This window comes from Sorangium sp. So ce375, assembly GCF_051473855.1.
Classification (GTDB): domain Bacteria; phylum Myxococcota_A; class Polyangia; order Polyangiales; family Polyangiaceae; genus Sorangium.
In genome coordinates this window covers 8187321-8211765 of the sequence record NZ_CP150335.1, presented here as the reverse complement: position 1 = coordinate 8211765, position 24445 = coordinate 8187321, and the positions used below count along the sequence as shown (strand labels likewise).

The window sequence follows — 24445 nt, the reverse complement described above, 5'->3', positions numbered from 1 at the left end:
GGGGCCTGATGGCCGCGGCGCGCGGCGCCGTCGATCGGGGCCGCCGCGCGGCTCCCGGCGTGGCGCGCGTGGCGCGCGCCGCGGTCCTCTCGCTCCTCACCGCGCTCGCCGGGCTCTCCGCGGGGACGCCGGCGCGCGCGGATCTCAGCGACGACGCCGCGCGCGTCGCGCGGATGTGGTCGCTGTCGGGCGCGCGCGTCGCGCGCCTCCCTCCTGTCTTCCTCGAGCACGGCCGCACCCGGGTCGTGGCGATCGACCCGCCGTCTGTCGGCGAGGGCGGCGAGGGCGGCGCGCGCGGCGCGACGGCGGACGAGTGCCTCACCGCGGCGTTCCTCGCGGCGCGCACCGCGGAGTTCACGCTTTTGCCCGAAGGGTCGCCGGGCGACCTCACCGCCCTCGAGGGCCTCGTCCACCGGCTGCGCGGCGCGGAGCCCGAGGACGATCGCCGCGTCCTCAGCGCCGCCGGCGTCGCGGCGATCACGCGGTGCGGGGCCGCGCGCGAGGAGCTGCGCCGCGTGGCGATCGACGTGCTCTCGACGCGCGGCGCCTTCGATGTCGTCGTCGCCGCGTCGAGCGGGCCGCTGGAGCGCGTCGAGGCCATCCTGCCGGAGCGGGCGTCCGGGCCGGTGGCGCCGCGCGGCGACCCCGGGCGGCCCTCCGAGCCGGGGCCGCTCGACGCCCGGGTCGCGCGGGCCGCGCGCCGCGCGCGCGCGGACGGGGCGCCGCGCGTCGCTTCGACCGACATGCGCGCCTCGTCGATCGGGACGGGGCAGTTCTCGGTCAAGCTCTCCGAGGGCTGCCACCGCCTCGACCTGATGGCCGAGGTGCCGAGCGCGCCGCTGCGCCGCGCGACCGACCTCGACGCCGAGGCGCGCGAGGAGAGCACGGGCAGGCTGCTCGAGCGCGACAGGTCGGACGCGCCCGACGCCCGGCTCGATTTCTGTCTGGGCGAGCCCGGCGTCGTCGAGGTGCCGTTCCTGGGGGCCGCGGGGCCGGTGAAGGTCGTGCTGTCCGACGCGCAGTGGCCGATGTCCGCGTTCGTGCCGGGGCACTTCGGCGCGCGCGCCCGGGGAAACCTGGCCGCCGCGCTGCGCCGCCGCCACGCGCCCGCGCCGCGCGCGCAGGCCATCGCCGAGGCGGTCGGCGCGCAGGGCGACACGCTCGTCCCCGTCCAGGTCGAGCCGGGCCGCTGCTACTTCGCGGCGGCGGCGCTGGTCCGGGGAGAGCTGCGCGCGCTCCGGCTCTCCGTCGAGCTCGGCGACCGCGCCGGGCGCGACGACGCCGGCGAGAACGGAGAGAGCGCCGGCGTGGCCTTCTGCTCCGAGATCGAGGAGAGCGCCGCCCTCCGCGTGTCCGCGCGGGGCGGCTCGCCGGTCTGGGTCGTCGCGGTCTGGCCGATGGACTGACGGCTCACTCCGCGGCGCGGGGGGGCCTCGGGCGGCGGCGCGGGGCCTGCTCCTGGCTGGGGTTGGCCACGGAGCCCGGCTGGGCCCGCTCCGGCAGCAGCTGGCGGAGCTGCCAGGCTTGGAGGAAAGCCCGTCGCTCCGCGGCGCGCAGCGCGTGCTGGTGCTGGCCCATCATGAACGCCGGCACGACCAGCATGAACAGGGTCGTCAGCGTCAGCGCCGTCATCGTCGCGATCTTCGAGTGCTCGACGGCCTGGGGCAGGATGACCATCGCGCCGCCCGCGAACTCGTACGAGCGGGGCAGGACGCCCGAGTACTCGATCCACGCGGCGACCAGGACCGCGACGCAGCTCGTCACGACGACGGCGAAGCGGTAGGCCGTCCGGTACGTGAACGAGTTGCCGTACGTGAGGATGACGAGCAGCATCGGCATGAAGAGCAGCGGGCCGAAGCCGCGCCCGATGCACAGGAAGCTGAGCACGTTGAAGACGAAGCCGGCGTAGGCGTACCACTCCGCGGAAGGGCGGTGGACGACGCGCGCGGCGATGAACTTCATCAGCGCCGCCAGGGCGGTGAAGCCCAGGATGAAGGCGAAGACCTGCCACTCGCGGATGCCGAGCCAAACGGCGGCGACCAGCGTCGCGATCGCCGTCGCGAGCAGCTCGGCCCGCATGCCCGCGCGCAGCTGCAGCCGGTGGCGCGCCGCCGCGGCCGCGTCCAGCTCGGCGAGCACCTCCGCCGGCATCTCGCGCGGGGGCTCGGTCAGGATGCGCCGGAGCGTCTCCAGGGCGCGCTCGTTGGACGGGTCGAAGGCGAGCGCCTGGCCGACCTCGCTGAGCAGCGCCTTCCGGGCGCCCTCGGCCTCCTTGCCGCCGGCGAGCGCCTCCGCCACGCGCTCCTGGGCCAGCCCCGCGTGCCGCGCCGCGAGATCGCGGCGGAGCTCCACGTCCTTGTCGCCGTCGAGGAACCGCTCGACGGCCTCGTAGAGCGCGCGGGCCGACGGGTAGCGCTCGGACGGCTCGCGCCGCGTCGCCGTCACGCAGATCGCGTCGAGCTCCGGGGGCACCTCGCGCTCGGGCGCGCGCACCGACGCCCGCGCGTCGGCGCCGTGGATGAGCGAGTCGAGCATCTCGGTGCGGTCCTTCTTCGGGTGCAGCGGCTTGAGCGTGAGCAGCTCGAAGAGGATCGCGCCGAGCGAGTAGATGTCGCTGCGCACGTCGAGCGTGTCGACGCACCCCTGCGCCTGCTCCGGCGACATGTACCCCAGGGTCCCGAGCACGTCGCCCGGGATGGTCCGCGTGCTCATGGGATCCTCGCCCATGTCGATCGTCTGGAGCGGCGTGTCGATGAGCTTCGCGACGCCCCAGTCGAGCAGGTACACCTCGCCGAAGTCGCCGAGCATGATGTTGGCGGGCTTCAGGTCGCGGTGGAGCACGCCGCGGGAGTGCGCGAAGTCGACGGCGATGCAGATCGACGAGAACGCGGTGAGCAGCTTGCGGCGCGAGAAGCTCTGGAGCGCCGTCGGGTCGCCCTCGCGGAGCTCGTTCAGGATCCTCGCCAGCGTGAGGCCCCGGAGGCGCTTCATCGTGAAGTACGCCGAGCCCTTGCTGTCCACGCCGAGGTCGTAGACGGGCACGATCGAGGGGTGCTCGAGCTGGCCCTGCACCCGGGCCTCGCGGAGGAACCGGTGGCGCAGCGTCGTGTCGCCCTGGTGCTCGGCGCGGATGACCTTCATGGCCACGTCGCGGCCGATGCGGCGGTCCCTGCAGAAGTGGACCTCGCCCATCCCCCCGACGCCGAGCAGCGACCGCATCTCGTAGCGGGGCGCGTCGCTGGACAGGTCCGCGAGCTCGGCGCGGGCGCGGCCGAGGCTCACGGGCGTGGGGCTCTGTCCGTGCGAATCTCCGCCCTTTCCGCGAGATTTTCGCATCTCGGGGAGCTGCTCGAGCGTCTCGAAGTCGTCGTCGAACAGGGCCATGGAGTCGGGGAAGCCAGGCTCGGTCGCGCCGTGCCAGAAAACAACCACACCGGCAGGGCTCCGCGTGGCGACCCTCGACCGCCTCGACGGACGGCAGCGAGCGGCGTTGCGGAGTGCTGGGCTTCTTTAGACGAGGAAATCGCGTATCGGGTGGTCGTGTCAACGGGATGCTGCGTCCGTAGAAGACGGCCGACCGGCAATGCGACGGCCGCGCGCCGCGCACCCCACGCGCGGCCGGGGTGAAGGCAGGCGTTGCTCGCGAAATGAAGGTCGATGTCGGGCGTTCAGCGCCGCTGGCGCGCGCTGTGGTGGCATCTCCGTCGCGCGGCGTGAGCGTTGTTGGGCGCGTTACGGCGCCGGCGGTCGCCCGCGGAGGCTCGGTGCGCTCGAGGTGCTCGATGCGCGCACGCGCTCGAGGTGCTCCGCGTGCTCAACGTGCTCAACGTCCGACGAGCGCGAGCAGCGTCCTCTTGTTCGTGAGGCCGACGTGCCGCCCCACGGGCTCGCCCTTCAGGAAGGCGACCACCGTCGGCAGACCGCGGATGCCGAAGCGCTGCGCGGCCTCGGGCGACTGGTCGACGTCGAGCTTGACCACCTTGACCTGGCCCGCCGTCTCGGTCGCGATCTCATCGACGATCGGCGCGAGCCGCTTGCAGGGGGCGCACCAGGACGCCGAGAAGTCCACGAGCACCGGCGTGTCCGTCTCCAGGACCTCCTGCGCGAAATTCCGGTCGTTGATCTCGATGACATTGCTGCTGCCCATGGCGCTGTCCTTTCGGTCTTCTCTGGATTGAACGGGCCGTGGCTGGGATGCGCCGGCGCGACGCCGGCCCGAGCTTCGACAGCCACGCTCGCATCAACTGTTATAGGTACGGTTTCAGTTTCTGCCAGGGGAGCGGCTCGGCCGCCCGCCGCGATGACGGCCTCGCGCAGGTCGGGGCAAGGGGCAGCGCGCCTGTCGTCCTGGACACGGGCCGCGCGGGGCCTCGCCGCGCGGGCGAGGCGCCCTGGCGATCAGCCCGCCTTGACGGGCGCCGGGCGGCCGAGGTGCTGCGCCCGGAGCGCGATGTCCGCGACGGTCTTCTGCGCGAGGCCGCGCAGCAGCCCTGCGTTGGCCGCCTCCGCGACCTCGTCGAACGCCCGCTGGATCCCCGACCCGATCGGGCACCTCGCGTTCGGCTCGCACGGGCTCGGCGCGATGGCGCCTTCCGGCTCGACGGCGGCGTACACCTCGCTCAGCCGGATCTTCTTCGCCGGCCTCGCCAGGCGATAGCCCCCCGAGCGGCCTTCCCGCGCCTCGATGAGCCCGGCCTGCGAGAGCCGCGCGAGGATGCGCCGCAGGAAGGCCGGGTTCGTGTTGATGCTCGCCGACAGCGCGTCGCTCGCGCAGCTCTCGTCGGACTGCGCGAGCAACGCGAGGGCGTGGGTGGCGATGGCGAAGCGACCCGAGGACATCGAACGGCCCCTCGGCCGTATCTGAGGGCTCCGGGGGTTCCGCTGTCAAGGCGCGGCGGACGGTCGAGCGTTCGCGCGCGCGCCTCCGCGCCTCGGCGCCTGGTCCGTCAGCGCGACCTGGGCGAGGTGCGGATCAGCACGAGGGCTTCTCCCTTGCCGTCCGCGAGCCGCAGCTCGATCGACGCGGGGACGGGCGACGGGCCGGCGCAGCGGCTGTCGGACACGACGTGCCGCGCCCTGGCGAGCGAGCTCTCCCCCGTCGAGGTGTCGACGAGCCGCAGATCGACGCCGGTGCCGTCGGCGTCGAGCGCAGCGATCACCTCGGCGCACGTGTTGGCCGGGATCGGGAGCGGGAGGATCTTGAGGCGCGCGGCGTCGAGCGCCACCGCCTGCGCGCCGGCGGCCGCGGCGGCGTCGGCGGCGTCGGCGGCGTTGATGCGCCCGAGCAGCCTGCCGGCGGCGAGCGGATGCGCGACGAGCGCCGGCGGGGCCTCGGGCTCCTTGCGGACCTCCACGGCGAACGGGCCAGGCTGCGCCATCGACTCGACATCGACCCGGGCGGGGCCGCCGCGCCCGCAGGTGAAGAGCGTCGCCCGGGCGCCGCCCCGGGCGCGGCCGAGGAGCGCGTGGCCGTCGCTCCAGAGCTCCGCGAGCACGTCGGCGAGCGGCTTGCCGGCCAGCACGTCGATCCGGGCGCAGCCGGCCGGCAGCTCGATCGGCAGCGTCGTCCGGCTGCCGAGCCGCGCGGCCCCGGTCGACACGCGCGGCGCGCCGTAGCCCCGGCCGGCGAGCGCGCGGCCGTGGGCGGCCCGCGCCTCGGCGAGGTCGCGGCCCTCGGTGACGCGCTCGATCGGCGTGGCGCCGGAGATCTCCGCCTCGGCGCCCGGCTGCGAGCGGCCCACGACAACGGCCACGAGGCCCTGCGTGCCGCGCGAGCGGATCGCGATCGACAGCTCGATGGAGACCGCCGAGCAGAGGAGCAGCGAGCGATCCTGGCCCCGCTCGCGCGCGCGCGCGACGACCCTGCCGGTCTCGTCCTCCGCGACCACCTCGAGCGAGGCGACCTCGTCGCTCGGGGAGACGAGCACGTCGACGCAGCGGCCGCCGTCGAGGTTCGCGCCGATCCGGCTCGCGGCCCTCGATCCGACGGGCATCGCGACGCGCCGGACGTCCTCCCAGCGCGCGCCGATCGCGGCGCGGTGCGCCCTGACCTTCGCCTCCAGGCCGGGCCACGACTCGAGGCGCCCGCTCTCGTCGCCGGACCTGCCGCGCGCGCCGACGGCGCGGGCGACCGCGTCGGCCGCCTTGACCGGGACGCTCTGCACGCCGACGCTCACCGCCCCGGAGCCCGACATGACGCGCGCCATCACATAGAGCCTCCGCGGGTGCGGCGGGCAGACGAGGATGGAGGGGCGCGCGTCGGCGGCCTCGTCCGTGGAGAAGGCGCTGCCGTCGTCCTCGAAGGCGAACAGGTCGACGTCGCTGATCGTCGGCGAGACCCGCGCCATCGCGAGCATGCAACTCGCCGGCGGGCACCTCGACGAAGGCGCCGAGCCGATCGCCGTCGGACGCCATGTCCGCCCCGATCACCCGCAGCGCGCTCGCGCCGGCCTGCGCTGCGCGCTGCGCGTCGCCCCCGAGGAGGGCGCTGCCGTCGATGCGATCCGGCAGCGCGCGCAGCGTCTCCGGCGCCGGCGCGCCTGCGGAGGCGATCGCGCCACCGTGGCAGGCTGGCAGGGCGGCGAGCGAGGCCGCGAGCGCCCAGGCCGCGCGGATGGGCGCAGGCGTCGGCGCGGGTGAAGGAAGGGACGCGGGATGTCGGGGGCGCAAGGGCGTGGGCTCGTCGGGGCGCTCGAACGAGAGAGGAGGTTCTACTTCAGCGCGGCTACGGCATCCAGGGCGCGCCGGCCGCCGCCGCGCGGCGCCGCCGTCGACCGCGTCACCCCTCGGCGGTCTCGGCGCAGATCCGTCCGAGCGTCCGGACCGCGTGCTCGCTCAGCTCGGTGAACGGGTAGCCGCAGTTCACCCGGATGTAGTTCGAGAAGCGGTGCTTGGCCGAGAAGATCGGCCCCGGCGCGACGCTGATGCCGTGCTCGAGCGCGCGCTCGTTCACGTCGAGCGCGCTCGTGCCGGACGGCAGCTCGACCCAGAGCACGAAGCCCCCGGCGGGGCGCGAGACGCGGGTGCCGGGCGGGAAGTGCTCGGCGATCGCCTCGCTCATGCGCGCGACCTGGGCGGCGAGCCGGCGCCGGAGCGTCCGCAGGTGGTGGTCGTACCCGCCGATCTCGAGGAACTCGGCGATCGCCATCTGCGGCAGCGTCGCGGTCGCCACGCTCTGCGCGAACTTGAGCTGCTCGACCTCGTCGAGGAAGCGGCCGGGCGCCGTCCACCCGACCCGGTAGCCCGGCGCCACCGTCTTCGTGAACGACGAGCAGAGCATCACGAGGCCCTTCTTGTCGAACGCCTTGGCGGGGCGGGGGCGGACGTCGCCGAAGTGCAGGTCGCCGTAGATGTCGTCCTCGATGAGCGGCACCTCGCGGCGCGCGAGCATCGCGACGAGGCGCTCCTTCGCCTCGTCGGGCATGGCGCTGCCGAGGGGGTTGTTGAAGTTCGGGATCGCGAGGCACGCCTTGATGCGGTGGCGGCCCAGCATCTCCTCGAGCACGTCGAGGTCCATGCCGGTGCGAGGGTGCGACGGGACCTCGATCGCCTTGATGCCGAGGCTCTCGATGAGCTGGAGGAGCCCGTAGTACGCCGGCGACTCCAGCGCGACCGTGTCGCCCCTGCGGGCGACCGCGCGCAGGCAGAGGTGGAGCGCCTCCATGGCGCCGACCGTGGTCACGATGTCGTCGGGGGAGAGCGCGACGCCCCACTCGACCGAGCGCCTGGCGATCTGCCGCCGCAGCGCCGGCAGGCCGGGCGGCGGATCGTACGAGACGCCGGCGCCGCCCGCGCTCCGCGCGATCGCGCTGAGGATCCGGTTCAGCTTGTCGGTCGGCAGGAGCTCCGGGCTCGGGCACGCCGCGCCGAACGGGACGATGTGCGGGTCCCGACAGGCCCGGTAGACCTTCGAGACGAGGCTCTTCACGCTGACGCGCGTGGCGGTGGTGCAGGCGCGCGCGGCCCGCGGCTCGGGCAGCGCCGAGCCCCGGCGGGCGCGGACGTAGTGCCCCGACTGCGGGCGCGCCTCGATGAGCCCGCGGTTCTCGAGCTGCAGGTACGCCTGCAGCACCGTCGCGACGCTCACCCCCTGCTGCCGGCTGAGCCGCCGCACCGACGGGATCCGGTCGCCCGGCCGCAGCGTGCCGCGCGCGATCAGATCGGCGATGTGCGCGGCGACGCGGTCGTAGAGGTGGGCCTCGTCCTCGGTCTCGATGGGCGCCTGGACCTGCACGAGACGAAGTGTACAGCCAGGCGAGCGCTGCGGTACCGGTACAGCTGCCGGGCGTGAGGACCAGCACAGTCGCCTGTTCCCACAACTGTGCTGGCCTCAATTACTGGCCGACTGCCTCTGTACCGGTCGCTCGCTTGGCCCCACTCTCCAGGGCATGAAATTGACCTCACTTGTTTCGGAGCCGCCATCGCGCCTCCGAGAGGCGTCGCGGATCGAGCTCGGGAAGGGTGGCCTGTGGACGCACCGCCTGCGGGGCGGTCCGCTGCTCCTGAGCTGTACCGCCGGCGCGGTCTGGATCACCCGCGAGGGCGAGCCGGAGGACGTGGTGCTGGAGGCGGGATCCAGCTATGGAGGCGAGGGGCGCGGGCTCCTCGTGGTGGAGGCGCTCGAGCCGGCGCAGATCGCGGTGGCGAGGGGCGAGGCGGGGAAGACGGCGCGCGCGGCGCTGGCGAGGGCGCGGGGCAGCTGGCTGGTGCTGCTCTCGCTCCTCGCGCTGTACGTGATCTGGGGCTCGACGTACCTGGCGGTCTCGGTCGCGCTCGAGACGCTGCCGCCGTTCTTGCTGGCCGGGACGCGCTTCATGGTGGCGGGCGCGCTGCTCTACGGCGCGCTCCGGCTGCGGGGCGCCCCTCACCCGACGCCGCGGCAGTGGGGCGCGGCGGCGCGGATCGGGGTGCTGCTGCTCGTGCTCGGCAACGGGCTCGTCGTCATCTCGCAGCAGTGGGTGAGCTCCGGCGTCGCGGCGGTCGTGGTGTCCACGATGCCGCTCTGGCTGGCGCTCTTCACCACCGCGCGAGGCCGGGGCCATGCCGGCGCCCCGGAGGTCTCCCGCCGCGAGTGGATCGGGCTCCTCGTCGGCTTCGCGGGCGCGGCGCTGCTCCACCTCGGCGGCGACCTGCGCGCGGCGCACGCCGGGGCCCTGCTCATCTTGCTGGCCCCCGTGGCGTGGGCGCTCGGCTCGCTGTACAGCCGCTCGCTGCCGCTCCCGGAAGGGCCGATGGCGGTCGCGGCGGAGATGCTCGCGGGCGGCGTTGTGATGCTCGGGGTGAGCGCGCTCTCGGGCGAGCACCTCGCGGCGGCGCCGTCAGCGCGGTCGCTGCTCGCGCTCGCCTATCTGACGCTGTTCGGATCGATCGTGGCCCTCAGCGCGTACACGTACCTGCTCCGGAACACGCGCCCGGCGATCGCGACGAGCTACGCCTACGTGAACCCGATCGTCGCCATCGCGCTCGGCGTCCTGCTCGGCGGCGAGCGCGCCTCCGCGACGACCTGGGCCGCGGCGGCCATCGTCGGCGCCGGCGTCGTCATCGTCTCGCGGCGTTAGCTCCGCCCGAAAGGAGCCGGTCACGGTGGCCGGACTCCTGCGCCGCGTCGCGGCGGCCTCGCGCGGGCGGCCCTCGCGCTGTCTCCTCGGGATTGTGCCCCGCTCCGCGCCCCGCGTCGGCTCCGATGCCGCGTCGCGACAGCCGCCTTCGCGCTCCGGGCGCGCGCCGTCGAAAGTAGGCAATGCGGGGGGGCGGCGTGTAGTGTTCGCTGGGAGGAGGCGAGACACTAGATGAAGCGAGGGTACCGGCTGCTCGGCTGGGCGCTGCTCCTGTCCGGGGCGCCGTCAGCGTGCAGCGGCGGCCACGTGGGCGCCGAGCCGCACGGCGGGGCGAGCGCGACGTCGGGCGCGGACGCGGGCGCCGGAGAAGGCGGGGGCGGGGCGGCGAGCGCCGGAGAGGGCGGCGGGGCGGTGGGCGCCGGAGAAGGCGGCGGGGCGGCAGGAGTCGCCGCGGGCGCGGGCGCGGGGCCGAGCGGCGAGTGCGCGGCGCTCGCGCCCGGGCCCCTCGAGCCGGTGCTGGTCACGGACGTGTTCAGCGGCAGCGACGACTTCGCGTTCGACGGCCAGGGCTACCTCGTCGCCAAGCAGGGGCCAAACCTCGTTCGCTTCGACGCCACGGGCCGGACCTCGAACTTCGCGTCCCTGCCCGGCACCGTGCTCGGGCTGCGGTACCGCTCCAACGGGACCCTCGTGGCGGCGCTGCCGACCCGGAGCGCCGTGGTCCAGGTCTCGGCGTCCGGCGTCGTCGGCGATTACGTAGCAGGCCTCGCGGACCCGAACGGCCTCGCTCCGGACGCGCAGGGCAACGTCTGGGCAACCGCCGGCGACCGGGTGATTCGCATCAATCCGAATGCCACGGTCGATGAGATCGCGAGCGGCGCCCCCGAGGTGAGCAAGCCGAACGGAATTGTTTTCGACCCGACGCGAAGGGCCGTTTTCTACACAAACTCCTCTGCTGGCGAAATCCGCAGGATCAACCTCGCCAACCCTGGCGAGCCTCCCTTGCTCGTGGTCACGGTCGCTTCGTCCGTGCTCGACGGACTCGTCCTCGACACGTGTGGTCACCTCTACACGGTCGATAACGAGAACCGGACGCTCTATCGGGTGCGGCTCGATGCGGGCGGTGCCGCCCTGGGAGAGGCGGAGCTCCTGGCGCGCTTTCCGACCGGGGTGGCCAATGCGCAGTTCGGGGCGGGTCCGGGCTTCGATACGAGGACCCTTTATGTCGGAGGCGCAGCCGGCTCGCTCTACGCCGTTGCCGTCGGCATCGCCGGCGCGTCGGTCCCCGCGCCGCTGGAAGCGCCGTGATGAACGCTCCCCGGAGGCGCGCTGGAGGGTGGGCTCAGCGAACGCCTTCGGCCGCGGCCACTTCACCCTTCTTGAGCTTCCCTTGAAGCTCGCCGAGCCTCACCGCCGTCCGATCGAGGGCCCGCGCGGCGCCCTCGAGCGCGATCCGTCCATACCCGATGGCCACCTCTGCCCAGGAGGTGCCCAGCTCGCGCAGCGTCTCGACGAAAGGCGGCTTGACCGCCTGCGCCCCGCTGGCGTCCGCGGCCTGCGCGGGCCCGGCGGCCCCGTTCACGCTGTTTTCGGCCTTCGGCTCCGTGATGCTCTGGGTCTCACTCATGGTCTGCCTCCCACTTCGGTATGTCCCCCCGCGACGACCGCGGGCGTACAGCAATGATGAATCGAACGTTGACCCCCGTGCCCCGCGCGTCGCCCGCACTCGCGGGCTCGCAAGACGCGATGTGCACTGGAGCGAGGAGGGCCTCGCCGCACGGCCGTGCCCGCGAGCAGAGCCACCTTGTGGCTTTGTCGGAGGCACAATCGCGACGCCACGACACTGCGACGCGACGCGTTAACTGTCAAGGCCTCATGTCGATTTTGTTGCAGTCGGTTTTCCCTAGGTTGTTTGATGAGGACGCTGCGGCGGCCATCGCGTTCGCTCGGCAGGTCAAGGAAGGGAGTCGCCCCATGTCGCTCGCGCGCTGGAACAAGGCCACGCCGTCAACGCTGTTGTGGCTTCTCGTGGTGCTGTCGCTGCTCGCAGTTCCCTCGCTCTCGATGGGGCAGGCCCCGGGCGAGCCGACGGCGGCGCCGGCTGCAGGCGCGGCGCCCGCGGCGCCTGCGTCGAAGAGCGCCGCGACGCCGGCGCAGGCGCACGGGCCTCCGCCGGATTCGTGGGCAGGACAGCTCGAGATGCTCTCTCGCTGGGTCGACCAGCGCGGCGCCTCGGGGCGGTGCGAGGAGCGCTGTTATGCGCTCGATCGGCTGCGCATCACCGGCGAGGTGGGCGAGGGGCCGCTCCAGTTCGAGCTCTCGGGCGGCGTGCTCACGGACGGCCCCGTGGCCGTGCCGCTCTTCGGGAAGCCGGAGCACCTCCGCATCGAGGCCACGCTCGACGATGGACGGCCCGCGTCGCGCCGCGAGGCCGCGCCGATCAGCTTCGAGGCCGACCACTACTACCTCTGGACGGCCGCGCGCCGCTTCGTGCTCCGGGGCTCCCTGTCGCTCGAGGGCGATCTCACGCTCCTTGTCGCCGGTCCGCTCAACAGCTTCGAGGCCGACATCACCGGCGGCTCCGTCGCCGAGGGCACGCGGCTCTCGGGGCTCCGCGACGCGACGCTCCACTTCACGCCCGAGGGGGGCGGGACGCAGAGCGCGGGCCCCACGGTCTTCCAGCTGTCGCGCGCGGTGCGGGTCGGTCGGGAGATCGGCTTCGAGTACCGGCTCGTCATGCGGTCGGGCAGCGACCTCGGCGTCGTGCGCCTGCCGCTCGCGTTCGGGGAGAAGGTGCTCGACGTCGCCGGCGCGAGCGGCTTCAGGGTCGAGGGCGGGGAGCTCGTGCTGCCCACGTCGGGCCGCGCCGCGGAGATGAAGATCTCGGGCACGCTCCCGAAGGTCGGCGCCTTCTCGCCCGATCCGCGCTCCGCCTACGAGTGGTGGCTGTTCGAGTCCGACGCGGAGCACCGCCTCACCGTGACGGGCGACGGGCGCCAGGTCGACGCCGCCGAGTCGCCGATCCCGCGGACCCAGGCGACGTCGCGGCTCCTGCTCGTGCAGCGAGGGCAGCGCGTCGAGGTCGCGGTCGAGCCGCTCGCGGGCGTCGAGGTCCTCGCCGCGGTGGTGCGCTCGCACCGCCGCACCCTGGTCCTCACCGAGCGCGGGGACCTCGTGGCCGACGACGCGCTGACCTACGAGAACAACGGCATCGATTACCTGACCTACGCGCCGGGCGCGCGGCCGATCTACCTCGCCACCGACGGGAAGGCCCAGCGGATCATGCACCAGGGCAAGGCCGCGGAGGAGGTGCTCGTGCCGCTGCAGACGGGGAGCCACGCGATCCAGGTGCAGTCGCTGGCGCAGGCGGCGGTGCACTCGCTCGGGGGATCCCTGGAGCTGCCGATGCCGAGCTATCCGCTCACGGCGAGCGAGGTGGCGCTCACGGTCGGGCTGCCCGAGCGCGTTGTGCCGCTCGCGCTGCTCGGCGGCGACCGGCCGGTGTGGTTCGCGGACGCGGGCGACGCGTTCGCGGTGGCGATCGGCTTCGTGGCGGCGTGGATCGCCGTTCGACCCGGCGGGGCGACGAGCCGCGGGCGCGTGCGCGCGCTGCGCGCGCTGGGCGGGGTGCTCATGGCGGGCCTGTGGTTCCTGGCGCCTGCCACGTTCGTGGCGCTCGTGGTCGGCATCGCGACGGCCGTGGCCGCGTGGCTCGCGGGGCGGCTCCTCGGGGGCCGGGGCCGCGCCGCCGCGATGGTGGTGCTGCTCGGCATGGGCGGCATGGCGCTCCTTGTCGGGCTCTTCGCGGTCTCGGCGGGGCGCTACAAGGCGGAGCGATGGAACGCTACGTCGTACAGCGATGCGCCGGCGTCGGCGCCCGGCGTCGCGCGCAGGGCCAAGGATGACGACCTGGCCAAGGGCGGCGGAAGCGCGCTCGCCCCTGGAGGCGCCGTGCTGGAGGGGGTGACGCCGGTCGCGCTGTCGCTCCCGGACTACGAGCGGGCCGTCCAGGCGCGCCGCGAGCTCGTCACGCGCGAGCGCGCCTTCCGCCCCGTGCTCGTCTACACGACGCTCTCGGCGCTCGTGCCGCTCGTGCTCCTGTGGCTGGCCGGGGCGACGGTGCTCCTCGCCGCGCACCGCGCGCCGCTCACGGAGCTCTACCGGCGCGCGGCCGCGCGACTCGCCCGCAGGCCCGACGAAGAGGGCGTCCAGGGCGAGCCGCCCGCGCGGGCGCGCTGAGGTCGACCGCAGCCATGGCGTGGTCGCCTCGTCTCGCCGTGGCCCTCGCGCTCCTCGCGCTGGTCGCGCTCCGCATCGCGCAGCTGAGCCCTCCCGACGTCGTCGCGGCGAGCGCCCCGCTCGAGGTGTTCTCGGCCGAGCGGGCCAGGGCGCACCTCGTGCACCTCGCCGCCGAGCCGCGCCCCACCGGCTCGGCGGGGCACCGGCGGGCGCGCGACTACCTGCTCGCGGAGCTCTCGGAGCTCGGCGTGCGGGCCGAGGTCCAGCGCGCCTCGGTCCTCAGCCGGCAGTGGGGCCTGCCGTACGACGCCGCGCACGTCGAGAACATCGTGGCGCGGCTGCCGGGCGCGGACAGCACCCGGGCTGTCGCGCTCGTCGCGCACTACGACTCGGTGCCCGGCAGCCCGGGGGCCGCCGACGACGGCAGCGGGGTGGCGGCGCTCCTGGAAGCGCTGCGCGCCCTGAAGAGCGGCCCCCCGCTGCGCAACGACGTGCTGCTCCTGTTCACCGACGCGGAGGAGGGAGGCGTCCTCGGGGGCAAGGCGTTCATGGACGAGCACCCGCTGCGGGGCGAGGTGGGGATGGCGCTCAACTTCGACGCCCGCGGGGCCGGCGGCGTTGTCGCGATGTTCGACACCGGGCCCGGCGACGCCTTCCCCGTCCGCGAGCTCGCCAGCGCCGCGGCCTACCCCGTGGCGTCGTCGCTCTTCCCGGAGGTCGCGCGGCGCATGGGCCACAGCACCGATCTCAGCGTCTTCAAGCGGGCCGGCATCCCCGGGCTCAACTTCGCCTTCTCCGACGACGCCGCGCACTACCACGCCCCGTCCGACACCGTGGACAACCTCGACCTCCGGAGCGTGCAGCACGCCGGCGACTACGCGCTCTCGCTCGCGCGGCGCTTCGGCGCGCTCGACCTGCGGGAGCTCGGGCGCGGAGATGCGGTGTACTTCAACACGTGGGGCGCCCACATCGTCTCGTACCCGATCGGCTGGGCGCTCCCGATCGCCGCGCTCGTCACCTGCCTGTTCGCCGGCGTGGTCGTCCACGCGGGGCGGCGGCGGGCCGCTTCCCCGGGCCGGATCGCCGCGGGGCTCCTCGCCTTCGTGGCGCTGCTCCTCGGCGCCGCCGCGGCCGTGGGCGGGCTCGCGTGGATCCTCCGCGCCCTGCACCCGGTCCTGCGGGTGATGCCGTTCGAGCCGTACAACGCGCCCGTGTACCGGCTCGCGCTCGCGCTCGCCGCGCTCGCGGCCTCGTCGGCGGGCTACCGGTACTTCCGGCGGCGCCTCGGCGCCTGCGAGCTCGCGCTCGGCGCGCTGCTCCTGTGGCTGCTGCTCCTCCTCGCGGCGAGCCTCCTCATGCCGGGCGCGAGCTTCTATTTCGCCTGGCCGCTCGCGTTCGCCCTGCTCGGGCTCGCGGCGGTGACGATCCGGCGCGGCGACGCCCCGCCCACGCTCGCGGACGCCGCGCTCCTCGTCGCGACCGCGGTGCCGGCGGTCGCGCTGGCGGTGCCCGGCCCGTACCTGTTCTTCGTCGCGCTGGGCCTGCCGAAGGCGGCGGTGCCTGCCCTCGCCGTCGCGCTCGTCTTCGGTCTCTTCCTGCCGCACGCCGAGCTGCTCGGCGGCGGCCGCTCGCGGCGGCTCGCGCTCGCGTTCGCCGTCCCGGGCCTGGCGTCGCTCCTCGTGGCCTGCGCCGCCGCGGGCTTCACCGAGGCGCGGCCCCGGCCGGCGAGCCTCGCCTACGCGCTCGACGCCGCCGCCGGGGAGGCCCACTGGCTCTCGGCCGACCGCGACCTCGACCCCTGGACCGCCGCGTACTTCCCGGACGATCGCGGGCAGGCGCCGTCGTTCGCCGTGCCGTTCGTGCGCGTGACGCGCCAGGGCGAGGCGCCGGCCCTCGCGCTCCCGACGCCGTCGCTCACGGTGCTCGGCGATGTCCGGCGCGACGGCGTGCGGGCGCTCCGGCTCCGCGTCGCCTCGCCCCGGGGAGCCCCCTGGCTGTTCGCCGAGCTGACGTCGCCGAACCGGGTGGTCCGCGCCGAGGTGGACGGCAAGGGCGTGGAGGAGCCGGTCCGCGGCGCGGACGCGAAGGCGGGTGTCCGCTGGGGGTTCACTTACATGGGTTTGCCGCCGGGAGGTATCGAGTGGTCGCTGGAGGTCGAGGACTCCGGGCCGATCGAGATCCGGTTGATGGACCAGACCTACGAGCTCCCGCGCGAGCTCCTGCGCGGCCCGAAGCCCAGGGAGATCATGGGCGTGCCGTACCGCCTCGCCGATTCGACGTTCGTCAGCGGATCGTTCAGGCCCTAGAGCGCCGGACAAGACCTGACCGAGCCAGGCGGCCGGGCCGGGAGCGGGCCCGCCGCCTTCGCGGCGCGGGATCAGTCGAGCGGGATCAGTCGAGCGGGATCAGTCGACGAAGATGGGCTCGCAGTTCGTGAACGCGAGCGTCGACTGGATGGTGAAGTTCGACTCCGACGTGTGCCGCTCGGCGTGGAAGAAGTCGAGCGGGTACTCCTGGCCGGGCGTGATCCCGAGCTCGTTTGCCATCGCGTCGAGAACGAGCCTGTCGTCCTGCGGGCCGTGGAGGCCGCCCAGATCGATGGCGAGCCGGTTGTTGATGAACACCCAGAGATCGTCGTCGCCGGAGAACCTGAACTCCTCGCCGCCTTTGTACACGAACTTCATGTGGAGCTCGAACGTGAAGTGGAAGTTGTGATTCCTCCCCTCGTTCCCGAAGCCCTGTTTGTCGATGGGGAAGAAGGCCCGGTTCTCGTACGTGGCAATGCCGTTCGCGCCGACCTCGGGCGTGATCGTGAACTGGATCGGCATGTTCACGCCGTCGACGTCGCGGTACCACTGATTGAACTCGTCCGGACCGGTCGTGTGCTCGGTGCCCCCCTCGTGCGCGTAGACGGGCTTCTGATCCGGGCCCAGCTCGCGCTCGACGATGCCTTTCAGGCCCTGGCCCGTGAACGTCTCGAAGTCGGGGTGCCCCTCGCCGCCCTCGTAGGCGCGGAAGTCGCGCACGATGCCCGTGAGGTTCGCGTCGCACCCGCTGCCGCTGCCGCTGCTGCCGCTCCCGTTGCCCGCGCCCGCCGATACGCCGGACCCGAAGTCGTCGCCGCCCGTGCTCGAGCCGTACCCGGCGCCGGCGCTGTCGCTGGAGCCGTCTGCTCCGTCGGTGCCACCCCCGCACGCGACCCCGGCCAACACCAGCATCGTCGCGAGCGGAGCACACCAGTTCGAATGTAGCGGTCTAAGCATGTGAAGACTCCTTCTGTAGGGGGATATCGTGCGCGGTCTGCGCGTCGGTTCTACGTGGTTCGCGCGTGGTCTGCGCGTCGTTTGCGCATAGTTTGCGCGCGGGTCGCGGCGTGACGGGCGCCAGGATGGGCGGTCGCCGAGGGCGCGAGCAATCCCGCAATTCTATCTCGCCTCAATGGCTGTGCGATCCAGAAAATTGGCGCCGTGCCCTGGCAGCGCAGCTCGAGGCCGAAGCGCAGAAAAGTGCAGCAGCGCGCCGGCCGCGGAGCGCCGGAGAGGCGCCGGGATGTAGGTCGTTTATCGAGATCCGCCGCCGCAGTGGGCGCCGAGGCGCCGCGACAGCGCGGCCGGGAGCCGCTCGCAGAAACCGTCGCTCCGGGGCAGGGGCTCGCGCCGCGCGGTCTGCCAGAACAGCACCGGGCCGAGCGGGCGCTCCCGCGCGTGCGCCATGAGCGCGGCCATGGCCTTGCCGGTGTAGACCGGCTCCAGCGAGATGCCCTCGGCGGCGAGGGCGTCGCAGGCGGCGAGCGACGCGGGCGTGGGCGATCCGTACCCGCGGCCCAGGTAGCCGTGGACGACGTCGATCGGCGCCGCGGGGGGCACGGGCGCGACGCCCTTCTGCGCGAGCGCGGCGCGGAGCTCGGCGGTGAGGGCGCGGAGCCGGAAGCGCGAGGCGAGGAGGCGCTCGACCACGGCGACGGCCACGACCCGCGATCGCAGGCCGCCGAGCGCGAGCCCGACGGCGAGCCCGGCGGCGGTGCCGCCGGAGCCGAACGGCACGTAGACGCGCGCGGGCTCGGGGAGCTCGCCGGCCCGGATCTGCGCGCAGAGCTCGAGCGCCGCGCGCGCGGCGCCCACCATGCCGAGCGCCGACGTGGCGCCGAGCGGCACGATCGCCGCGCCGTCGTCGTCCCGCGCGCGGAGCGGCAGGAAGAGCGACGGGCGCGCGAGGGCGAGCGCGATCCGCGACGGATAGAAGCGGATCGACGTCGGCCCCGAGGCGGTGAACGCGAGGTTGTCGATCACGCCCTTGGAGAGGTCGGTCCAGAAGAGGTGCGCGTGGACCCGCCGGCCGAGCCGCTGCGCCGCGGCGACGAGCGCCGCCACGTTGCCCGAGCCGATGCCGCCCCCCGCGGACCACGCCGCCGCGGTCGAGAAGGGGGGCGCGGCGAGCACGTAGTCGAGCTTCCGCATCTTCATCCCGCCGTGGAGGGGCTCGCAGAGGTCGTCGCGCTTGACGCCGAGGAACTCGAGGCCCAGCGCGGAGGCGAGCCGCGGCAGCGCCGTGACCGGCGAGGGCGCGCCGATCCAGCCGAGCCTGGGAATGCGGTCGATCATCCGAAGGGCGGCTTCGTCGCGCAACGGGGGCACCTCGCGGAGGGTGTAAGGCGGTCAGGCGATCGGGCAATCGGGCGATCGATCCATCAAAGCGTCAGGCGGCCAGGCGGTTCGCCGGTCAGGCGCGCGCGGTCGGCGGTCACCCTGGCGCGCCGGCGCGCTGCCCTGCGAGCGTCGCGTCCGGCTCCAGGACGAGCAGGCGCACGCGCCCGGAGGCGCAGAGCCGGCCTTCCTCGTCGTAGACCGAGCCCTCCCAGACCTGGGTGCGCCGCCCGCGGTCGAGCGGACGCGCGGTGGCGCGGAGCCGCCCCGACCGGACCGCGCGCAGGAAGCTCGTGTGGTTCTCGAGCCCGACGACCGAGCGGCCGTCCGGCAGGGCGTGGAGCGCGGCGCCGATCGACGCCAGCGTCTCGACGATGCCCGCGTGGACGCCGCCGTGGACGATGCCGTAGGCCTGCCGGTGCTGCGGCCCGATGTCGAGCTCGGCCTCCACCTCGTCGCCCGTCGCGCGGATCAGCCGGAGCCCCATGGCGCTCATCCAGCCGTCGATGGCCGCGGCGTTCAGCGCGGCGGCGAAGTCGTCGGATTCCCCCTTAGGCATGGCGGCAGCGTAGTACACGCGCCCCTGGGGCCTCGGGCGATTTCTCTCCGGGCGCGCGGGCGCGTCAGCCCGAGGCCTTCTTTTCCAGGAGATCGGCGAACTCCTCGCGCAGCTTCGACTTGAGGAACTTGCCGGTCGATGTGCGCGGGATCCGCTCGACGAAGAGGTACTCGTCAGGGAGCCAGAACCTCGCGAAGCGCGGCTCGAGGAGGGCGTGGAGCTGTTCCTTCGAGGCGCTCTGGCCCTGCCGCAGGACGATCGCGGCGAGCGGGCGCTCGCCCCAGTGCGGGTGGCGCGCCGCGAACACCGCGGCCTCCAGGACGGCCGGGTGGCTCATGAGCGCGTTCTCGAGCGCGACCGAGCTGATCCACTCGCCGCCCGATTTGATCACGTCCTTGGAGCGATCCGTGATGCGCATGTACCCGTCGCCGTCGATCGTCACGACGTCGCCGGTCTTGAACCAGCCGTCCTTCGTGAAGCGGTCCTCGCCCTCGCCGCCGAAGTACGACGAGGCGACCCAGGGGCCCCGCACCTCGAGCTCGCCCATCGTCCTGCCGTCCCAGGGCAGCGGCCGGTCATCGGGCCCGACGTGGCGCTGATCGACGAACGGGACCGCGTAGCCCTGCGACGCGCGCGTCTCGAGCGAGGCGGCCGGGTCCTCGGCGAGGCCGCCAAGGCTGCTCCGGACGTGGGCCACGGTGCCGAGCGGGTTGGTCTCGGTCATCCCCCAGGCGTGGAGGACCACGAGCCCGTGGCGCGCGCGGAAGCCGTCGATGAGCGCGGGGGGCGCCGCCGAGCCGCCGATCACCATGGAGCGCATCGACGAGAGATCCCAGCGCTTCGGGTGCTCGTCGAGGAGCGCGAGGATGCCGAGCCAGATCGTGGGGACGCCCGCGGCGAACGTGACGCGCTCCCTGGCCATGAGGTCGAGCAGCGACGCGGGGTCGAGGTGCGGGCCGGGGAGGACGATCCTCGCGCCGGCCGCGACCGCCGCGTACGGCAGCCCCCAGGCCATCGCGTGGAACATCGGCACCACCGGCAGGACGACGTCGCGATCGCGGAAGCCGAGCGTGTCGTGCATGCAGGCGACAAGCGTGTGGAGCACGATCGAGCGGTGGCTGTAGGCGACGCCCTTCGGGTTGCCGGTCGTCCCCGACGTGTAACAGAGCATGGCGGCGGTGCGCTCATCCAGCGCCGGGAACTCGAAGTGATCCGGCTCGGGCGCGAGCAGCGCCTCGTAATCGAGCCCGTCGCCGCTCGCGGGCTCCACGGGCCCGTCGTCGTCGAGGATCAGGACACGCTGGATGCTGCGGACCTCCGGCGCGAACTTGCGGAAGAGGGGGAGGAGCGAGCGGTCGACGACGACGACCTTGTCCTCGGCGTGCGCCGCGATGTACCCGAGCTCGGTCGGGTGGAGGCGCAGGTTCAGGGTGTGGAGGACCGCGCCCATGGCCGGGACGCCGAGGTAGAGCTCGAGGTGCCGGGCGTGGTTCCAGCAGAGCGTCGCGACGCGGTCACCCGCGCGGACGCCGAGCCGCGTGAGCGCGTGCGCGAGCTTGGACGCGCGGCGGTGGAGATCGGCGTAGGTCGAGCGGGAGACCGTCCTGTCCGGGCTCTGGGTCACGATCTCGCAGCGCGCGTGGTACGTCCGCGCCCGGTCGAGGAAGTGGGTCAGCGTGAGCGGGTAATCCATCATGCGGCCGGCGAGCATGGTCGGTACCTCCTCGTCCCGCGCGAGGCGCGGGGATCCATCGCGTCAGGAGGGCGCTTCGAGGGCGCCGTGAGACGGCGGCGCCGCCCCCCGAGCGCAGGCTAGCGGCTCGCGGGCGGCGCGGCGCAGCGAATGATGCGTGTGCGGAGATGCGGGGGAGCGCGGCGCCCTGGGCTGCTCGCCCGGGCGCCGCGCCGGCGGCCTGATCCGGCGACTCGAGGCGCGCGAGGGTGGGCGGATCGCAAGATCTCCCAAGAACGGCGCGCGGCACCCTCATTAGATTCGCGAAGAATCGCCGACCCGAGAGGTCGCCAGCGTACGAGGTAGTCTATGTCTGAGCTCATCCTGCACCATTATCCGTTATCGCTCTTCGCGGAGAAGATCCGCCGGATCCTCGCGTACAAGAAGATCGCGTGGAGATCGGTCGAGCAGCCGATGATGGCGCCGAAGCCGGAGCTGACGCCGCTCACGGGGGGGTATCGGCGGATCCCGGTCTTGCAGATCGGCGCGGACATCTACTGTGACACGGCGTGCATCGCGCGGCGCCTGGAGCGGATACGGCCTGAGCCTCGCTGCATCCCGCCGGGCCAGGCCGGGCTGGCCGAGCTGATCGAGGACTGGGCGGATCGTCGATTGAGGACGCAAGCCGTACCTCCGGTGATCGTGGAGATGTTCTCGGTCCTGCCGCCCGGCATCCTTGTCGATCGCGCGGCGATGTCGCCGGGATTCAGCAAGGACGCGATCTTCCAGGCGGCACCGCACGCGCTGAGCCAAGCGCTGCTCTCGCTCGATCGGCTGGAGGGCCAGCTCCGCGGCCGGCCTTTCCTGCTGGGCGACGCGTTCTCCATCGCGGACGCGGCGTGCTTCCACCCGATCTGGTTCCTGAAGCAGAGCGCCAGGCTGTCCGCCGCGGTCGACGCGCGGCCGGCGCTCGCGGCGTGGTTCGCGCGCATCGAGGCGTTCGGCCCGGGCGACGTCCGACCGATGAAAGCCGCCGAGGCGCTCGCGGTGGCCCGCGCGTCCGAGCCGGCCGACGTCGCCGGCGGGGAGAGCGCGACCGGAGAGGGGCTGTCGCCGGGAGACACGGTGTCGATCGTGGCCGACGATTACGGTCCAGAGGAGAGCCGGGGCGTGGTCGTGCGGCTCTCGGCCGCCGAGATCACGATCCGGCGCCGCGATCCGGAGGTGGGGGAGATCGCGGTGCACTTCCCGCGCGCGGGATATCGCATCAAGAAACAGTGAGCCGGGCGGGGGACAGCGCGCCCTGCCTTGCGCCGCGGCGCGCCCCGCCGGCCGCCGTGGTCCTCGCTATCTCCCCGAGCCCGGCGTCGCGCGCCGGAACGCGAGCATGTGGAACTGGCGCTGTTCGTCGGGATAGATGTGCTCCTGCCCGATTGGGCAGGCGCGGCGCGACAGGCACCCTCCGGTCATGCACGTTGCGCCGGGCCCGGCGTCGAGGTGGCCGACGCACGCGGCGACATCGTAGCTGCCGGGGGAGAACGCAGATACGGGACAAGCGCTCAGGCAGGGCTGGTCGGCGCACGAGGCGCAGGGGCTCTGCAAGTCCTCGCGCGGCGGGAGCGACAGCCGCTCCGCGAAGACGAGCGCCGCGCGGTAGCCGTGCCAGAGGCCGAAACGCGGGTGGATGAGGATGGCGAGGGGCGACGGGGACAGCGCCTCGGCCCGCTGCGCCCAGCGCTGGAACGGCCAGTAGGGAGGGCCGGTGAAGGGGAACAAGGCGGTCGCGCCGAGCTCGGCCGCGAGCGGGGACACCACCGCGACGGTCCAGTCGTCGAGCGCGAGATCGGGGGCGTCCTTGCGGGCGCGCGAGAAGGCGCGCCACATCGACGGACCGGCGTTGCCGAGCAGGACGAGCGTCCCCGCGGGGAGAGCGCCTGCCGCCGGGACGCCGTCGCCCTCGCAGGGGTGGAACCCGCCGCGCAGCGTGAGGCCAGCGCGCTCGCAACGCGAGGAGAGATCCGGCCAGCGGGTGGGCATCGCGGCGCGCTTAGGGCGCCTGGACCGGCGCGGCAAGCGAGGCGGCGCCTGGACCGGCGCGAAGGGCCTGAATCGCCGGACGGAAGGCGTCGGGCGCCGGTAGGAAGGCCTCTGTCGCCGGAAGGAGGGCTCCCTGCTCGCCGAGCGGAGGGCTGCGCGCGCTGCGCCCGCACGGCGGGGGTGCGCGCGCCAGCGTCGAGCGCGAGCGCGGCGCCGACGGCCCACGGCGAACGGGCCGCCTCTTGGCGGACGGGCTGGCTCTTGCGGTGCGCTCGCGGATCGACGAGCCTGTCGGGTCATGTCGCGGCCGTTCCGGCCGCGTTCCCCGAGAAGGAGGGATACATGGCGTCGAAATTGGTGACCGACAGGGACAAGTCCAGCCGCGCCGTGACCGCGTCGGCAGAGACGCACGCCGACGAGATCGCGAAGGGGATTGCGGCCGAGCTCGCGCCCTGCCTGAGGTCCGGCGAGAAGATGCCCGACGTGGCGTTGCTCGTGCGCCTCGTCGCGCGCCGGCTCGCCGCGGATACGGCCGCGCTCGTGGCGGCCGACGACGCGCACGAGCGCGAGCTCGCCGACGACGCCGCGCCCCGCGAGGCGCGCGACGAGGCGGCCGCCCGGTTGCGCTCGGTGCTCGTCGATGGCCGCGCCGCCGTCGACGCGGCGTTCGGGCCGGCGGGCCTGCGCAAGCTGCTGCTGGACGGGGCCGTCGCCGAGGACCCTTCCGTGCTCGTCACAGCCGGCGAGCGCGTCGCGAGCGCCCTGCGGGACGCGGAGATCAAGCTCCCGAAGCCGAGGCGCGCGTCGATGAAGCTCGATCGCGCCGCGCTCGCCGACGAGATCGCGGCCGAGCTGCCGGCGCTCAAGAAGGCGCTCGCGAAGGTCGCGACCGAGGAGCGCGAGAAGGAGGCGACGCTGCGCGCGAAGCAGAACGCCATGCGCAAGAGCGACAAGAGCTTCGGCCAGGGCGCCGCGCTGCTCGCCGCGAGCTTCACGTTCGCCGGCCTCGAGGATCTCGCCGCCAAGGTGCGCCCGTCCGGCCGCAGGCCCGGCCGGACCGCGGCCGAGGAGGACGACGCGCTGCCTGCTGAGGAGCCCGCCTCGCCCGAATCGGCTCTTCCCGTCGAAGGCGACTGACCGCCGGCCGCGCCTGAAAGCGGCCCCCACGCTCCCCAAATCGCGCTGCCACGGCCGGGAAACGCGATGATCCCGCGGCAAAGCGCGTTCTGAGCCGTTCCCCTCCGGCGTCGCCGCGGGCGCAGCCCTTCCGAAGCGATCGGCAGCTCCGGCGCCGCCGGACATCGCCTTTCTGACGACTCCAGGGCCGTCTCGCCCTGGGCTCGCCGCCCGCGGAGCGGCTCCAGGGTCGTCTTTCCCCTGGCTCGCCGCCTCCAGAGCGGGTGCTGCGTCGAGCGCCCCACTTCCCTGTCTCCCCTGCGCTCCGGTGGACGACGACCCCCGGGCGTCATCGAGGACTCCCGTCGGACGCGCCAGAGGACTCGTCCCCTCTCCAGGCAACGACCTCCCAGTCCGGCGACGGTCCATGCGTTGAGGACGGATGAATGGCGCGCAAGGGGTGCTGCGCGGTTGAGCAATGTCCCACCGCTTTCGTGGGGACGCTTGCGTCTGGAGAACGTGCGGGCGAGCGTGCGCGGGCGAGAAAATTCGCGGGGTGGAGGCAATGAGATGAGAACCGTGCGATTGGCGACGATCGTTGCGGCGGCCCTTGCCGCCCTGG

At 73.8% G+C, this 24445-nt stretch carries 18 protein-coding genes; 7 read left to right on the top strand and 11 right to left on the bottom strand.

Features of this window, described 5'->3' with window-relative positions; all coding sequences use genetic code 11:
* Nucleotides 1-8 precede the first annotated feature (8 nt).
* Nucleotides 9-1406: a hypothetical protein gene (locus tag WME90_RS30365; RefSeq protein WP_437275512.1), complete on the top strand. Its 1398-nt coding sequence runs from the start codon at nt 9-11 to the stop codon at nt 1404-1406.
* Between the two features lie 4 nt (nt 1407-1410).
* Here WME90_RS30365 and WME90_RS30360 read toward each other — a convergent pair whose 3' ends face one another.
* The 5 genes from WME90_RS30360 to WME90_RS30340 all read right to left on the bottom strand — a co-directional run bounded on the left by WME90_RS30360 (nt 1411) and on the right by WME90_RS30340 (nt 8233).
* Nucleotides 1411-3432, bottom strand: coding sequence for a serine/threonine protein kinase (locus WME90_RS30360; protein ID WP_437275511.1), 2022 nt, complete (start codon nt 3430-3432; stop codon nt 1411-1413).
* A gap of 391 nt (nt 3433-3823) precedes the next feature.
* On the bottom strand, nt 3824-4147 hold the full coding sequence (trxA, locus tag WME90_RS30355) for a thioredoxin (protein ID WP_437275510.1): 324 nt from the start codon (nt 4145-4147) through the stop codon (nt 3824-3826).
* A 251-nt stretch (nt 4148-4398) separates the two neighbouring features.
* Entirely contained in the window at nt 4399-4839 is a 441-nt protein-coding gene (locus tag WME90_RS30350; RefSeq protein WP_437275509.1) for an Rrf2 family transcriptional regulator, read from the bottom strand.
* Nucleotides 4840-4946: 107 nt separating this feature from the next.
* Entirely contained in the window at nt 4947-6347 is a 1401-nt protein-coding gene (locus WME90_RS30345) for a hypothetical protein (protein ID WP_437275508.1), read from the bottom strand.
* 431 nt (nt 6348-6778) lie between these two features.
* Entirely contained in the window at nt 6779-8233 is a 1455-nt protein-coding gene (locus tag WME90_RS30340; RefSeq protein ID WP_437275507.1) for a PLP-dependent aminotransferase family protein, read from the bottom strand.
* Nucleotides 8234-8387: 154 nt separating this feature from the next.
* Between WME90_RS30340 and yedA the strand changes: the two genes are divergently transcribed.
* Nucleotides 8388-9557, top strand: a complete 1170-nt coding sequence (gene yedA / locus WME90_RS30335) for a drug/metabolite exporter YedA (protein WP_437275506.1) — start codon at nt 8388-8390, stop codon at nt 9555-9557.
* 231 nt (nt 9558-9788) lie between these two features.
* Nucleotides 9789-10865, top strand: a complete 1077-nt coding sequence (locus tag WME90_RS30330) for an SMP-30/gluconolactonase/LRE family protein (RefSeq protein WP_437275505.1) — start codon at nt 9789-9791, stop codon at nt 10863-10865.
* Between the two features lie 34 nt (nt 10866-10899).
* On the opposite strand, the gene WME90_RS30325 is transcribed toward WME90_RS30330, so the two are convergent.
* Nucleotides 10900-11184 (bottom strand): hypothetical protein, encoded by a 285-nt coding sequence (locus tag WME90_RS30325; RefSeq protein ID WP_437275504.1) that lies wholly within the window; start codon nt 11182-11184, stop codon nt 10900-10902.
* A 347-nt stretch (nt 11185-11531) separates the two neighbouring features.
* Between WME90_RS30325 and WME90_RS30320 the strand changes: the two genes are divergently transcribed.
* Both WME90_RS30320 and WME90_RS30315 read left to right on the top strand, forming a co-directional pair.
* A complete protein-coding gene (locus WME90_RS30320; RefSeq protein WP_437275503.1) occupies nt 11532-13796 on the top strand; it encodes a hypothetical protein in 2265 nt (754 codons plus the stop codon).
* 14 nt (nt 13797-13810) lie between these two features.
* Nucleotides 13811-16102 carry a M20/M25/M40 family metallo-hydrolase gene (locus WME90_RS30315; RefSeq protein ID WP_437275502.1) on the top strand — a complete coding sequence of 764 codons (2292 nt, stop codon included), beginning with the start codon at nt 13811-13813 and terminating at the stop codon, nt 16100-16102.
* A 99-nt stretch (nt 16103-16201) separates the two neighbouring features.
* On the opposite strand, the gene WME90_RS30310 is transcribed toward WME90_RS30315, so the two are convergent.
* The 4 genes from WME90_RS30310 to WME90_RS30295 form a co-directional block, all read right to left on the bottom strand.
* Nucleotides 16202-17059 (bottom strand): fibro-slime domain-containing protein, encoded by an 858-nt coding sequence (locus WME90_RS30310; protein ID WP_437275501.1) that lies wholly within the window; start codon nt 17057-17059, stop codon nt 16202-16204.
* Nucleotides 17060-17356: 297 nt separating this feature from the next.
* The gene (locus tag WME90_RS30305; RefSeq protein WP_437275500.1) at nt 17357-18397 is read right to left on the bottom strand and encodes a 1-aminocyclopropane-1-carboxylate deaminase/D-cysteine desulfhydrase; all 1041 of its coding nucleotides are present in this window, start codon (nt 18395-18397) and stop codon (nt 17357-17359) included.
* 139 nt (nt 18398-18536) lie between these two features.
* Complete coding sequence (locus tag WME90_RS30300; protein WP_437275499.1) at nt 18537-18998, bottom strand: PaaI family thioesterase; 462 nt, start codon at nt 18996-18998, stop codon at nt 18537-18539.
* Between the two features lie 64 nt (nt 18999-19062).
* Nucleotides 19063-20709 carry a long-chain fatty acid--CoA ligase gene (locus WME90_RS30295; protein WP_437275498.1) on the bottom strand — a complete coding sequence of 549 codons (1647 nt, stop codon included), beginning with the start codon at nt 20707-20709 and terminating at the stop codon, nt 19063-19065.
* A 330-nt stretch (nt 20710-21039) separates the two neighbouring features.
* Between WME90_RS30295 and WME90_RS30290 the strand changes: the two genes are divergently transcribed.
* Complete coding sequence (locus WME90_RS30290) at nt 21040-21951, top strand: glutathione S-transferase family protein (protein ID WP_437275497.1); 912 nt, start codon at nt 21040-21042, stop codon at nt 21949-21951.
* A gap of 66 nt (nt 21952-22017) precedes the next feature.
* Here the strand turns inward: WME90_RS30290 and WME90_RS30285 are convergent, their stop codons facing one another.
* Nucleotides 22018-22707, bottom strand: a complete 690-nt coding sequence (locus WME90_RS30285; RefSeq protein WP_437275496.1) for a hypothetical protein — start codon at nt 22705-22707, stop codon at nt 22018-22020.
* 342 nt (nt 22708-23049) lie between these two features.
* Between WME90_RS30285 and WME90_RS30280 the strand changes: the two genes are divergently transcribed.
* Nucleotides 23050-23844, top strand: a complete 795-nt coding sequence (locus WME90_RS30280; protein WP_437275495.1) for a hypothetical protein — start codon at nt 23050-23052, stop codon at nt 23842-23844.
* The last annotated feature ends 601 nt before the right edge of the window (nt 23845-24445 follow it).